The following is a 14,405-nucleotide window of genomic DNA, read 5'->3' as shown; positions in this document are numbered from 1 at the left end:
ATAGTTGCTATAATTTTTTATCAAATTCAAAAGGTCTAAATATAATTATAAGATAAAAATTAGCCATTAGTTTGAACTAATTATATGCTCATCATATCCACATGTTATTTTTAGATTTGTACTATTTTTTTAATATTGACAAATAATTGCAACTCTACTACAGTTAAGCCTATAATTTTGGTAATTAAGGAAAACCCATTAAATACTAGGATTATGAGCTACAAATTAGTATATGAGAAAAAAGCAGAAAAGTGTGGTAAAAGAGGCTTTTAGGTTGACATCGTAAAGGTCGGGGGTTCAAATCCCCCATCGCCCACCACCTTACCTCCTAGCTTTTCATAATCTGCTAATTTGACCTCCCTACTCTGTATGCTGCTTATATGCTCCTCGCATTTTTAAAAATGGTGTCTTAATTGCTCTATTACCTCGATTAAACCTGATGTTTAAGTTGAGGTCTTATGCACACTATATGCTGCTCACATTTCACTCCTGATTGTGTAATCCATAATGAGAGTGATAAAAATCCCACTATTTTCTACAATTTTGTTGGTAATTTTATTCCACCTGAATGGAATAATCTGACCTCTAATAATGGTAAAATCTTAAGCAAAACTGCAAGACAGCTACTATCTCTAATAGTCTTTCGCTTGCAAATCTATCATAATAATAGCATTGATGAACTTCAGGAAACTTATCACTTCTTTCAAGAGTCCCTAGGTGTGTGTCAAGAACGAGTACGACAATGCTTACTTGAATTACAAAAAAGTAGTTTTATTAAAGTTTATAATGCAACAATCGTGAAATATGGTATTAAATGCCGTAATACTCCTTGTATTAAGTTAGCTAGAAATTTCCAGCCTGCTTCTAACAAAATACCATCTGAAAATGAAAAAAATTTTGTACCTACTCCAAAAAACTTTGGGGTCAAACCCAAAGAAATTTTGCCTCAACCCCAAAAAAGTTTGGATAAGACAATATATATAGATAATAATAAAAATATATCTAATAAATCTAGATCTACCGAATCTACAATTTTTCAAAATGAAAAAAATGAATCTAATTACAATAACCAAACTCAGTTACAAGAACAACAACTTGAAACAAATTTACAATTCAAAACAGCAAGCTCAAGCAACACTCAACAACAAACTGATAATACCAGTTCATCTAGTGCTAATATCACAACAGGTGCTACACCGATTAATACTGCACTGCAAGCAGTTATTGATAACATTTCTAAAAAATATAATCCTACAGAATCAAGTAGCAATAATGCTGCAATTAGTGCTATTAATCATAAAAGCTGGTTCAAAAGAAAGAAATTAGCAGATTTTTATCCATTAAGCCAAGAAGATGCTGATTTACTGCAAGTAAAATCAAATCGTGAATTTAATCTGGAATTTATTAATAAATTACTCTTAAAGCTTGCAGGAGAATATTCCAATCACCATTTTGGCCATAAGAAAGTGTTACTAAACTATATGGCTAAAGCTTTAGCTCATGAGTTACGTGAAACTACTAAAGCTAATAATGCTACATTTCAGTTTAAATCTAGTGACTTAAACAACACTAAAGAACAATATCTAGATAAGATAGAAAGTAGCCTTGATACTAGCTTGCAAGCTCAGCTAAAACGTAAAATTGTTGGTAGTTTTGATCCTGATTCAGCTTATAAATTACTAAGCTCCTGCTTATTTATTGGGGTAGTAGGTAATAGCTATCAAATAAAACTGCTTAAAAACATTACGCTTTCAGAACATAGCAAAGATAAAATACTACAGCAAGTACAAATGATCTATGGCAGTAGTATTGAGAAGTTGAAAATCATACAATTTGCTGAGCTTGAAGCGAAGCAGAATAATACTGAAGATGAAAAACAAAATTATCTATTGCAGCTAAGCAAACAATTAAATCCTGATTCAATATGGTATAAAGTAAGGAAATTTCTTATTGAACGTTATAACCAATATATTGATTTTGGGGTATTAAGTAAATTAGTAGTGGTAGAGGAAGATATAGTCAACAAAAAGGTAATCCTTAAATCAACAACGGCTTTTAATGATTACTATGTTAGAAATCGTCATATGCAAGATCTAGAAGAAGCTTTTAAGACTCAAGATTATTACTTTGAATTAATCAAGTTTGAATATAACTAAGCTATTGTGGTAATTGATAATTTGTAATAACTACTTCGTCAGATATTTTATTGTGTTCAGGCATAGAATATTTAACCTTAATAGTACTAATATTAAAATTCTTGTATAAGTTTCTAATAAAAGGAGTGTCACTATTAGAAATCATTATGTTAACATTTTTATCATTGAGTTCTGTAGCAAAATCTCGAAGTCTCGTTTGCTCATTTTCATCAAAGGGTAATCTGGTATAAAACTTCTCACCTGACTTATGATAAGGAGGATCAAAATAAACAAAATCACCTTTTTGTGGTTCAATGAAAGAAAAATCCATAGCACAAATAGATGTGCCAGATAAAAGCTGACTACACTGTTTTAACGCCAGTTTAGGATAAGAGTGTAAGGAATAAAGATAATAAAGCAGGGTATTTACAAGAGAGGAGTGTTGAGTTACATAGATTTTGAATCAAAAAAATATGCACTCAACAATGAAAAGATGTATCATAACTCTATTTTGTATAATAGATAATTATTGTAAAGTTTACGAAGAATGGGAAGAAAGCAAATTAATACCCAGCGTTAGGAAGCGTAGGAGATCAGGGAGTTTAAGGCTTTCAGAACTATATAACTATAGTATTATATTTTTATATATCTCCATGCAAAGATTTTAAGAATTATTATTTATATCATCTATCATGTAAATATAGAGGATATTTTAGTCTTCCTAGTTACAGTCGGATAATCCAGTTGTGGCCAAGATTAGTATTACCTTTAACTATAATGTTACAATTATTTACAGGAGATGAGACTGGTATATATTTTGTTGATTCAACCAAATTATCGATATGTCATGCAAAACGTACAAATAATAATAAAGTGTTTAGTGGCATTGCTAAAATAGGTATGAGTAGTTACGGATGGTTTATGGGATTTAAATTACATATTGTAATTAATAATAAAGGTCAGATTATGGCAATTAAAATAACAAAGGGTAATGCTAGTGATTTATCTGCTGTAGACTCAATTACCAAAGGATTATGGGGTAAATTATTTGGAGACAAGGCTTATATTTCTAAGGAAATGTCCGCTAAATTATTTAGTCGTGGGCTACGGTTATTTACTGGGATTCGCAAGGATATGAAAAATCATTTATTAGATATAGAAGATAAAATACTCTTAAAAAGCAGATCAATAATTGAATCAGTATTTAATGTACTAAAAAACAGCATGAACCTTGAACATTCAAGACATCGCTCCCCTATTAATTTCTTAGTTCATATACTTTCTTGCGTAAATGCTTTTAATTTCAATAAATCTAAAAAATTTCTAACACTACTTGCTTATCCTCAGACCTCCTTATCCTAAACTGGCGTTGATAATGTAACTATACTTGCTATAGCTCATAGACTATCCACCATCAAACATATGGATAGAATTATAGTTATGGATAAAGGTGATATCGTTGAAAGTGGTAATTTTACGGAACTGCTTTCGATAGAAAAAGGTAAATTTAAGGAGCTATGGGAACATCAAGTTAACGGCTTTGTTTAATTTACTATATGCCTTAATATTTTTAACCTTTTAAACAACAGATGATTACTTTTCTATTATATTTTTGTACAATCTAAGTGATTTAAAACAATATTATAATTTTTAAGTTGTGAATATAAAGCAATATTTAAATTATTTTTAATATATTCAAAATCAGAGTTTTTCTTAATGTCAATATTGAATCTAATATAGAAAGTTAAGCCGTTATTATCTACTTTTGTTAAAAATACATTCGCTTCTTCATTAGGAATTATAAAATCTAATTTGCCTATTGATGTTTTAAGTTTATCCATCAAACTTTCAGGATTTAATTTAGTTTCGCTACTCGGGAATGTTATTTCTACCTGATATTTTACTATATTATTGTCTAGGGTCCAATTTGTTACATTATTTAAAATAATTTCACTACCTAGGAATAAGGATAGAATGATTGGTAGTAGTTTGTAAAATAATACATCTAATACCTATTGTTTTTACTTTTCCGATTACACCTTTTATTTCAATTATATCCCCTTCTTTAATCGGTTGCTCGATCATTATAATAATTCCACTAATAAAATTAGTAATTAATGTTTGCGTACCGAATCCTAAACCGAATGCTAATGCTCCGCCTAAAATGGCTAAGCTTCCCCATAGGGATATTAGCTAGAGACATAGCAATAATTATATATAAAATACGTATAGAATATGTAATTAGTTTACTTATAATACTTGTGCTAGTGTTGTTACCATTAAATCTATGACTTACAAAGTTATTAACAGATTTAGATAAGCGTTCTGAATATTTAATACCAAATAGTAAAAGTAGTATGAAAATACAGATATTACTTACTGTGATCTGGTTATTAGCAATAGGAAACAATTCATATTTCCATAAAGCAAGAAATTTTTGAGAAATTAATTCAATTCCCTCTTCAATATGATACATATTAATTCCTTTATAATAATTTGTTTTTTAAAAAATATAACAAGAAAAGTTAATATATAAATAATATAGTAAATTTAAAATGTATCAAAAATATAAATTCAATTTAGAAAATCAATTGATTGATAAGTTGCTTTTGAGTAACACATAATTTAATAAAGCTTGAAAGAAAAGTTACATTTTAGCTTTTACAAAGATTACAATATTGGTTTTAAAAAGTAATATTATGGAATTTAAAATATGGACTTAATTCCTAAAAAGTGATACTATTTAGGAATGTACTCCTAAATAGTAAGGAAAAATGTATAATAGATGTTTAAAATTAAGCTTGGATAAAAAACAGACAGCTTTTTTATGGGGGGCAAGAAAAACAGGTAAATCTACTTATCTAAAAGAATTATATCCAAACTCTATATATTACGATTTATTAAAAACAGATTTACAGCTGAAATATTTAAAAAAGTCTTCAGACTTCCGAGAAGAAATTTTAGGGCTTGAAAAAGATAAACTCGCTTTACCTATTATAATAGATGAAATCCAAAAAGTACCTGTATTGCTTGATGAAATACATTGGCTTATAGAGAATACGGATTGTTATTTTATTTTATGTGGTTCAAGTACAAGAAAATTAAGAATTGCCGGTACAAATTTATTGGGAGGCAGAGCGATAAAATATAATTTTTATCCATTAGTATATCCAGAGATAAAAAAAGATTTTAATTTACTCAAGATATTCAATAATGGCTTAATTCCATCACATTTTATCAGTAATAACCCTCGTAAATTGTTAAAAGCATATGTAGAAGATTATTTAACAAATGAAATCAGAGTCGAAGGGTTAGTACGAAACATAGCAGCTTTCGGTAGATTTATGGATAGTATTGCTTTTTCTCATGGTGAGTTATTAAACTATTCTAATATAGCACGTGATTGTAGCATAGATGCAAAAACAGTTAAGGAATATTATCAAATACTTGTTGATACTTTAGTAGGATATTTACTTTATCCATATAGCAAAAAAGTTAGCAGAGAAATTATATCATCTGTGCCAAAATTTTATTTTTTTGATGTTGGGGTTGCAAATAATATTACCCAGCATCAATTTGATAATACAAAAGGGCAAGAAGCAGGAAAAGCCTTAGAACATTATATATTTACCGAGTTAAAAGCTTATATAGGTTTAAATGATCTTGATTATCGTATAAATTATTGGCGTACTAAAACAGGTCTAGAGGTTGATTTTATAATTAGCACAGTTCGTGGTAATAAGATTTTACCGATAGAAGTAAAAATCTCAGAAAATGTACATAATAGTGAGCTTCGAGGTATTAAATCTTTTATGGAAGAGCATAAAGTACATAAAGGCTATATAGTATGCTTAGAAGAAAGGCTAAGGAAAATAACTTGGGACACGCAAGAAATAGATATAATACCTCTGCAACAATTTTTAGAAAAATTATGGAATAATGAAATTATTTTTTAAAGTTGTAGATCCGTCACCCTATTGTGGTATTGTTGCATGACTCATTTGTCTCCCAGATTCTGCGGGAATGGTATAGAAATCATGCCGCAATACTACTTTTAGCTAAGAATGAATTAAAATATAAGCTGTCCAGTTATCATTTTTTTATAGCAGTTATAAATTAATTTTGAAGTTTATACTTCCTAAATGCGATATAAATTTATTTGCTTTAGTTCCATTATAATTTATTCCTATCTCAATTGATTTTGTTTTAAGGCTTAATTTTGCCCCATAACTAAAACTTAAAGGTAGTTTCCTAATATATATAGGTAATATTCTATTATCTATAATATTTGTTTGAGCACTTGGTATTTTTGACTTAATATTTTTACGGGCAAAAGCATATATTTCAGGAGTAATAATTACTGATTTTAGTGTATTTGGATTTGCTAATTTTACCCCTAAGATACTTTCAATCGTCCGCTCTTTAACACTTGCTATTGATAAATTATCTTCTAAATATGATGCTTCTCTAATTTTGTTATATTTAAGTCCTAACATAGGCTTAATATGCGTAGTACTAAATAACTTATAGTTAGAGCCAAGCATTACTTGTATAGTACTAGTATAGGCTTTGTGAGTATTTTTTCTTTGATTAAAGTTAATTATATCACTAATTCCATATATTCCAATTATACTTGTAAAGATGTTTTGGTTTGAAGGTATATATAGTCCATACAATGAGTAGTAATTACTTCTAACTGTAGTTTTATATTTTGGAAAATTAAATTTTGTTTCTACTCTAGTAAAATTTGCTCCAAGTTGCAAAGAATCGTTTAAGTGTGCATCATGCCCTATTATTGTGCCTCTACTTGTACTATGATATCTACTTATTTCTTTTGTTTCTTTTTGAGTTGCTTTGCCTATAAATGGATTAATATAAAATCCATAAATTTGCTCTTCATCTCCTGCGGCTAATGCTCCAAAATTTCTTGTTAATGAATTTAATCTATTATCAATATTAGATATTAAAATATCGGTATTATTAACCACTCTACGTGGTGCAAATTCTGTGGTTGTAGAATTTTTCGTTGATGTTAAGCTATTGTTAGCATGATGTACTAAATTATTTTCAAAATTTTCTTCAGTATTACTATTTATTTTGCTTTCATCATTTAGATTATAATTATCAGCTACTCCATTTTTAGCTAAATTATCTATATTTTCGTTTAAACTGTTATCTGCATCAAAATTATGCTCGATCAATTCAATTATTTCGTTATAATTTGACTCTAATTCTTCATCATTTAAGGCTATAACGGAATTATTATCTGGTATATCTTGCAAATTATCTGCTTCATTGCGGGTATTGGAGCTTTCCTCTAATATTTTGCTAATATTTTGAGAGGAAGGATAATATGACAGAGAGTGTAAAACTAAATCATCAATTATACTATCATCTATAAGATCAGTATCGTCCCATAAAAAATCATTATCATCAAATACAAAATCATTGAGGTTATTACTTTCTATAGTTGGGTTTTCTGTATGTGGAGATGCTTTAATTTGAATTGATATTAATATGACTAATAAAAAAATATATTTCATTACTTGTTACCTATTTTTAATACTTCAAATAAAAATTAAATTACCATATTTTATGGTAATAATCAATTAGAAATTAAAGTAGTTAATTAAAATCTTTCTTGAACGATTTTTTATTTAGAAAAAATGAAGAAGTGAATAATTATAATGGTACCCAAAAACTGGACTACTATAAATGCTAGAATGAGATATAATTTTCAGATACAAAAGAGAAATTATATGTCCAAAAAAGCAAAACAATATAGTGCAGCAGAAAAAACAAAGATAGTTTTAGAAACAATAAAAGCTGAAATGACAATAGCTCAAATTAGTAGCAAATATGGAGTTCATCCGACACAAATACAAGCATGGAAGAAAAGAGGTATAGAAAATTTAATTAGTGGTTTTCAAATTAAGCCACAATCTAAGGATCCAGATCATCAGGATTTAATAAAACAATTGTATGAACAAATAGGCCAGTTAACTGTTGAACGTGACTGGTTGAAAAAAAAATCTACATTGTTTGGACTTGGCAATTAGAAAAAATATGGTAGATAAAGAGTGTAGTAATCTAAGTATCGCTAGGCAATGTACTCTACTGTTTATTAACAAATCTAGCTATTATTACAAGCCACAAGGCTTAACCCAAAAAGACTTAAAAATAATGCAAGTGATTGATGAAATATACACACAGCATCCTTACTTTGGAGCAAGAAGAATGTCTGAGCACCTTGTACCATTGGGCATCACAATTGGTCGCAAGGCAGTAAGTCGTTATTATAGAATAATGGCTATTGAAGCTATCTATCCTAAAATGAACTTAAGTAAGCGCAATCAAGCTCATAAAATATATCCATATCTTTTAAAAGGAGTTGAAATTATTAAAGTAAATCAGGTATGGAGTACAGATATCACTTATATTAGAATGGCACAAGGATTTGTATATTTGGTAGCAATTATTGATTGGTTTAGTCGTTATATTGTGAGCTGGAAGGTGTCTATTAGTTTAGAAAGTGACTTTTGTATTGATGCACTTGAAGAAGCAATAATAAAATATGGTCAGCCTGAAATCTTTAATACAGATCAAGGTTCTCAATTTACATCAAAAGATTTTACAGATAAACTAATTAAACGTGAAATCAAAATCAGTATGGATGGTAAAGGCAGAGCCCTAGATAATGTATTTATAGAAAGATTTTGGCGTTCATTAAAACAAGAAAAAATATATTTGATGGTTTTAAATACTGTCAAGGAGGCAAAAAATGCTATAACTGATTACATAAATTTTTATAATAGAAAAAGAATGCACCAGTCATTAGAATATCTCACTCCAGAACAGGTGTATTCTACAAAAATTATTGAGTAAAATTATAATACAATTTATATCTCATAAATCTTAATTTTTAGTCTAGACAAATTGGGCCACCTCACTTTTAGTACTTGATGAAATCACTAACAACCTTGATTTAGAGACAAAGGAGCATATAATACAAATTTTAAAATCATATCTAAGTGCGATGTTAATTATTTCACATGATATGGATTTTTTGAAAGTAATCGAAATAAAGGATTTTTTTAGAATATAAAACATGATTATTATTAATGATTTAGCCATGAATTATGGTGCAAAAATATTATTTACAGATGTAAACTTACACATCAAAGATAATAAAAGATATGGTTTAGTAGGTGCCAACGGAGCTGGTAAAACAACCTTTTTTAAAGTTTTAATGAGAGAGGAAGAACCGGCATTCGGCGAGGTTAATGTACCTAAAAATTCTAAAGTAGGATGTTTAAAGCAAGATCAATTTCTCTTTGAAAATACCAAAATTATAGATACGGTAATAGCAGGCAATAAAGAATTATGGCAAGCCTTCCAAGAAAAAGAAGAAATATTGAATAAGCAAGAATGTAGTGATGAAGATGGCTATAAGCTTGGTGAACTTGAGCAAATAATATTTGATAATGATGGATATAGTGCTGAAGTTTTTGCAAGTAGTTTGCTTACAGGGCTTGGGATAAATGAAAAATATCATTATGAGCCTCTTTCTATATTATCAGTGGGTTATAAATTGCGGGTTTTACTTGCTCAAAGTCTGTTTAATAATCCTGATATTTTATTATTAGATGAGCCGACAAACCATTTGGATATTGTTTCAATTTATTGGCTTGAGAATTATTTAAAAAATTCTTTTAAAGGAATATTAATTTTTATTTCTCATGATTTGGCTTTTTTAAATAATGTTGCAACGGATATTTTAGATATAGATTATGGAGAAATAAAATCATATACGGGTAATTATGATAATTTTGTTCAAGAAAAAGCAATAATAGCTGAACAGAAATTAAGTGAGCGAAATTTTTTAGAAAAAAAAATAGAAAATATGCAAGCTTGGGTGGATAAATTTAGAGCAGGTACAAGAGCAAGGCAAAGTAGCTCGCGAGAAAAGCAGTTAGAAAAAATACAAGTGCCGGATTTGCAAAAAACTTCACGAATTAGTCCGTTATTTAGATTTTTGCAGCTAAGACCTTCAGGGAAGTTAGTATTAAAAATTGATCAGATAACTAAGAGTTTTGAGGATAAACAAATATTAAATAAAGTAGGTTTTAGCGTATCACGAGGCGAGAAAATTATCATTATCGGTGCAAATGGTATCGGCAAATCTACTTTATTAAAAATTTTGATGAATAAAATAGAAGCTGATCAGGGTAGTTATGAATGGGGATATGAAGCACAAATATCTTATTTTGCTCAAGATCATCATGAATTACTTAATAAAAATATTAGCATTCTTGACTGGCTTAAAAATTACGCTGAAAAAGAAACAGAGAACACCATAAGAAATATATTAGGGCAGGTATTATTTCGTAGTGATGAAGTAAATAAAAATATTCTAAATTTAAGTGGTGGAGAGGGAGCAAGATTATTACTTGCTAAAATGATACTAGAAAAAAGCAATATTTTAGTTCTTGACGAGCCAACAAACCATCTTGATTTAGAATCACGAGAAGCACTTAAAAAAGCCTTGGTTGATTTTGAGGGTACAGTAATATTAGTTACTCACGATCGTGACTTTGCAAGCCTAGCAACTAGAATTATCGCTCTTTCTCATAAAAGAAATATTATCGATTTTAAAGGTAAATATAAAGAATATGTTGAAAAATACGGCAATGATTATCTAAAAATCTGATAGTTAACCACCCTGCATTGCAAATGCAGGGCTTAAGATTATGGCATCAATGCCTTAGCTATAGCTAGTTTTCAACTTGAAAGTTTCCAAACTTATCATCTCTCGATTCATGTTTATCAATATAATCCTTGATCATTTGGTCAGTCACATTGCCTGTGGTTCTGACAAAATATCCAACAGCCCATAAGTGTTTACCCCAATACTGTTTCCGTAATTCTGGAAATTCCTGCTGAATCTTCCTTGAACTCTTTCCTTTTAGATACTGTACCACCTTACTAATACTTTGATAAGGTGGCACAGATACATAGATATGTACGTGATTTGAAGCTATCTTCCCTCTTAATATCTCTACTCCATTATCCTTACATATCTCTTGGGTTAGGTCCTTGACTCTCCTACCAATATCACCAACCAATATATTATATCGATATTTAGTCACCCATACTATATGATAAGTGCAATCGTAAACTGTGTGGCTTATCTTCTTGTAATACTGCATCTCTACATTCTATATGTTAAAACGACGCACTGCAAGTGCGGGGTTTTTCTCCCAAATTTGGGACAATAAAAAATATATATTTAATTCATTAGCACATTCTTATATAGTCATAAGCCAGTATATAAATAATTTTACTTGGTATGAATTTTCAAGAGTTTAAGCATAAATATGGTTATGATGCTGCTACTAAAATGATGCAGCAATATTTAGATATTAAATTTGCTCACCTAGATTGCTTATTGCTTTTTAGAATGGGTGATTTTTATGAAATGTTTTATGAAGATGCCGTGCTTGCTAGCGGCGTACTCGGTATTGCTCTAACTAAGAGGGGTAAGAATGGTGATGAAGAAGTCCCGATGTGCGGCGTACCTTACCATGCTCTTGAGAATTACCTAACTAAATTAATCGAAGAAAATTATAAGGTCGCTATTTGCGATCAGCTTGAAACCCCTGAAGAGGCAAAAAATAGAGGAGGTTATAAGGCAGTAGTTAATAGAAATGTTACCCGGATTATAACACCTGGCACAGTGATTGAGGAAAACCTAATTACCACTGCTGAGCCGAATTATCTAGCAAGTCTTGTTGTGCCGAAAAACAAAGATACGGCAGCACTTTGCTATGCTGACCTTTCTACTTCCACGATTTTTGTAGTTAATGTTCCTGAGCTTGAAATTCTTAATGAACTTGCTCGCCTAAAACCTCATGAAATTCTGCTTAGCGAGCATTTAAGGTCTTCTGATCTTGCGAGTAATATTTCCAAGCAACTAAATTTCCGCATTACTTATCAAGTCGATAGTTTTTTTGCCGCTAATAAGTGTGAAAAGATTATTCTAGATTTTTATAAGATGCAAGATATTAAAGGGATAGGGGAAATATCTAGCAGTCAAATTTGTGCGATAGGTAGTATCTTGGAATATCTTACCCTAACGCAAAAAGAAAATATCCCCAATTTACCAAAGCCAAAGATTATCGATTTTCATAGCTACATGACAATTGATTTTTCAACAAGACGTAATCTTGAGATTGTTACAAATTCATGCAGAGGGAATAAAGGAAGCTTGCTTAGCACCCTTAACCACACTGTTACTAAACAAGGTGGGCGGTTGTTATATAACTTCCTATCAAGTCCGTTAACTGATACTCATAAAATAAATCAGCGTTTAAATATAACGGAGTTTTTCCATTCTAATCTAGATATAACCGCAAAAGTCCGTGAGCTACTAAAGAAAACCAGCGATATAGAGCGTTGTTTAACCCGTATTACTATGAATAGAGGTTCGGGGCGTGATTTGCTTAGTATTAAATATACGTTAGAGACGGCTAACTCTATCAAAGAAATATTTTTCGATAATTATGGCTTTGAGCTACCAAGTTTTATTGAAAAAATTGTTAAGCCATTAATAAGAAATGATGAGCTATATAATTTAATAGAAGAAAGCATATGCGAAGATGCCCCGAATAATTTAAATGATGGTGGTGTTATAAAACATTCATATCACCCAAAAGTATTACAGTTACATGATCTAATTAATAACGGCAAATTACATATTGAAAAACTAAAAGATCAGTATAAAAGAGAAACGGGAATAGATAGTTTAAAAATATCTCACAATAATGTGATAGGGCTGTTTATCGATATCACCGCTAAAAATGCTAATAAGATTAATGACCCTAAATTTATTCATCGTCAAACGACTGTTAATAGCGTGCGTTATACTACAATTGAATTGCAAAAACTTGAAAGTGATCTAGTTAATGCTAAAACCTTGGTAGTGAGTTTGGAAAAAGAGTTATACGAAGATATATGCAAGCGGGTAACGAAGCAATCCGATTATTTGCGGATTCTTGCCAGTTCTCTAAGTGGTATTGATGTATTTTGTAATTTTGCTTATATTGCAAGTGAAAATGATTATGTCAGACCTGAATTTACCGATGATTTAAGCTTTGACATCGTTAAAGGGCGGCATCCAGTAGTCGAAGAAGCTTTGAATAAAGAGAGAAAAAGCTTTGTGCATAATGATTGTCATTTATCGGAAGCGGAGCGTATTTGGCTAATCACTGGTCCTAATATGGCAGGTAAAAGTACTTTCCTAAGGCAAAATGCCATTATCGCAATCATTGCTCAAATAGGTTCATTCGTGCCTGCTAAAAGTGCTAGAATAGGGATGGTGGATAAAATATTTAGCAGAATCGGGGCAGCTGACGACCTGATTAAAGGACAATCGACTTTTATGGCAGAAATGCTAGAGACGTCAGCGATCCTTGCACAATCTACCAAAAACTCCCTAATTATATTAGATGAGGTCGGCAGAGGTACTTCAACTTATGATGGTGTATCTATTGCTTGGTCGGTGCTTGAATATATCCATGATAAATTAAAATGTCGCTGCTTATTTGCAACGCATTATCATGAGCTAACTATTATGGATAATTTTCTGCCAGCTATGCAAAATTATACTATTGCTATTGAGGAATCAGGCAAAGATATTTTATTTTTACATAATATTATAGCAGGTGCAGCTGATAGATCGTATGGCATCCATGTTGCAGCCTTAGCGGGGCTGCCTGCAAGTGTTATTAATAGAGCCGAGCAGATTCTGCTTAAATTCGAGAAAAATGCAGCAGGTAAAGGAAAGAATATTTTATCGACAGAGTCAAATAATTTGAGTTTATTTGCTCTTGAGCCTCCTAAACAGATGCAGAATTCTAAACTTGAAGAAAAATTTAAAACCATAGATCCCGATAAACTCTCGCCTAAAGAAGCTCTTGAGTTGATTTATGAACTGAAAAAATCGTTTTAAAATAAATGCAATATATTAATAATTTTCTAATTTAACTGTTGCAATTTATTCCATTATTTCTTATATTCAAAGTCGCTTAAATAAAAAGCACAAGGGTGTTTTAATATTAATAATGAATTTTATCCCCTTAAATTCAAATATTAAAATGCCCACAGCTAATTATTCTATATTTAAGCGGGTGTAGCTCAGGGGTAGAGCGCTACCTTGCCAAGGTCGAAGTCGAGGGTTCGAATCCCTTCACCCGCTCCAATAATTTTCTT

Annotated in this window: 13 protein-coding genes, 1 tRNA gene and 1 pseudogene; 10 read left to right on the top strand and 5 right to left on the bottom strand. The window is 30.4% G+C overall.

What is annotated here, in order from left to right; translation table 11 throughout:
- The first annotated feature begins 458 nt into the window (after positions 1-458).
- Positions 459-2,156, top strand: a complete 1,698-nt coding sequence (locus AAGD54_RS02075) for a hypothetical protein (protein WP_341794881.1) — start codon at positions 459-461, stop codon at positions 2,154-2,156.
- Position 2,157: 1 nt separating this feature from the next.
- Here AAGD54_RS02075 and AAGD54_RS02070 read toward each other — a convergent pair.
- Positions 2,158-2,511: pseudogene (locus AAGD54_RS02070) on the bottom strand (DNA adenine methylase); the annotation flags it as partial.
- 245 nt (positions 2,512-2,756) lie between these two features.
- Between AAGD54_RS02070 and AAGD54_RS02065 the strand changes: the two are divergent.
- Both AAGD54_RS02065 and AAGD54_RS02060 read left to right on the top strand, forming a co-directional pair.
- Positions 2,757-3,497, top strand: a complete 741-nt coding sequence (locus AAGD54_RS02065; protein WP_341795150.1) for an IS982 family transposase — start codon at positions 2,757-2,759, stop codon at positions 3,495-3,497.
- Positions 3,498-3,557: 60 nt separating this feature from the next.
- Positions 3,558-3,683 carry a hypothetical protein gene (locus tag AAGD54_RS02060; RefSeq protein ID WP_341794880.1) on the top strand — a complete coding sequence of 42 codons (126 nt, stop codon included), beginning with the start codon at positions 3,558-3,560 and terminating at the stop codon, positions 3,681-3,683.
- A 56-nt stretch (positions 3,684-3,739) separates the two neighbouring features.
- On the opposite strand, the gene AAGD54_RS02055 is transcribed toward AAGD54_RS02060, so the two are convergent.
- Positions 3,740-3,976 carry a hypothetical protein gene (locus AAGD54_RS02055; protein ID WP_341794879.1) on the bottom strand — a complete coding sequence of 79 codons (237 nt, stop codon included), beginning with the start codon at positions 3,974-3,976 and terminating at the stop codon, positions 3,740-3,742.
- Positions 3,977-4,088: 112 nt separating this feature from the next.
- The gene (locus tag AAGD54_RS02050; RefSeq protein ID WP_341794878.1) at positions 4,089-4,220 is read right to left on the bottom strand and encodes a mechanosensitive ion channel domain-containing protein; all 132 of its coding nucleotides are present in this window, start codon (positions 4,218-4,220) and stop codon (positions 4,089-4,091) included.
- Positions 4,221-4,909: 689 nt separating this feature from the next.
- Here AAGD54_RS02050 and AAGD54_RS02045 point away from each other — a divergent pair.
- Positions 4,910-6,091: an ATP-binding protein gene (locus tag AAGD54_RS02045; RefSeq protein WP_341794877.1), complete on the top strand. Its 1,182-nt coding sequence runs from the start codon at positions 4,910-4,912 to the stop codon at positions 6,089-6,091.
- Between the two features lie 153 nt (positions 6,092-6,244).
- On the opposite strand, the gene AAGD54_RS02040 is transcribed toward AAGD54_RS02045, so the two are convergent.
- Positions 6,245-7,678: an autotransporter outer membrane beta-barrel domain-containing protein gene (locus tag AAGD54_RS02040; RefSeq protein ID WP_341794876.1), complete on the bottom strand. Its 1,434-nt coding sequence runs from the start codon at positions 7,676-7,678 to the stop codon at positions 6,245-6,247.
- Between the two features lie 216 nt (positions 7,679-7,894).
- Here AAGD54_RS02040 and AAGD54_RS02035 point away from each other — a divergent pair, with 216 nt between their 5' ends.
- From AAGD54_RS02035 to AAGD54_RS02025, 3 genes are all read left to right on the top strand, one after another.
- Entirely contained in the window at positions 7,895-8,194 is a 300-nt protein-coding gene (locus AAGD54_RS02035) for a transposase (RefSeq protein WP_341794311.1), read from the top strand.
- A 7-nt stretch (positions 8,195-8,201) separates the two neighbouring features.
- Positions 8,202-9,020 carry an IS3 family transposase gene (locus AAGD54_RS02030; RefSeq protein WP_341794310.1) on the top strand — a complete coding sequence of 273 codons (819 nt, stop codon included), beginning with the start codon at positions 8,202-8,204 and terminating at the stop codon, positions 9,018-9,020.
- A 223-nt stretch (positions 9,021-9,243) separates the two neighbouring features.
- Positions 9,244-10,845 (top strand): ABC-F family ATP-binding cassette domain-containing protein, encoded by a 1,602-nt coding sequence (locus tag AAGD54_RS02025; RefSeq protein WP_341794875.1) that lies wholly within the window; start codon positions 9,244-9,246, stop codon positions 10,843-10,845.
- Between the two features lie 64 nt (positions 10,846-10,909).
- On the opposite strand, the gene tnpA is transcribed toward AAGD54_RS02025, so the two are convergent.
- Entirely contained in the window at positions 10,910-11,344 is a 435-nt protein-coding gene (gene tnpA, locus AAGD54_RS02020) for an IS200/IS605 family transposase (RefSeq protein WP_341794258.1), read from the bottom strand.
- A 13-nt stretch (positions 11,345-11,357) separates the two neighbouring features.
- Here tnpA and AAGD54_RS02015 point away from each other — a divergent pair, with 13 nt between their 5' ends.
- From AAGD54_RS02015 to AAGD54_RS02005, 3 genes are all read left to right on the top strand, one after another.
- On the top strand, positions 11,358-11,504 hold the full coding sequence (locus tag AAGD54_RS02015; RefSeq protein ID WP_341794874.1) for a hypothetical protein: 147 nt from the start codon (positions 11,358-11,360) through the stop codon (positions 11,502-11,504).
- On the top strand, positions 11,485-14,145 hold the full coding sequence (gene mutS, locus AAGD54_RS02010; RefSeq protein WP_341794873.1) for a DNA mismatch repair protein MutS: 2,661 nt from the start codon (positions 11,485-11,487) through the stop codon (positions 14,143-14,145). Before AAGD54_RS02015 ends, mutS begins: the two co-directional genes overlap by 20 nt.
- 174 nt (positions 14,146-14,319) lie before the next feature.
- Positions 14,320-14,394: transfer RNA gene (locus AAGD54_RS02005), tRNA-Gly, on the top strand.
- Positions 14,395-14,405: the final 11 nt, after the last annotated feature.

The sequence above is a fragment of the Rickettsia endosymbiont of Rhinocyllus conicus genome, from assembly GCF_964026465.1.
Classification (GTDB): domain Bacteria; phylum Pseudomonadota; class Alphaproteobacteria; order Rickettsiales; family Rickettsiaceae; genus Rickettsia.
This window is presented reverse-complemented; position numbering and strand designations above follow the sequence as displayed.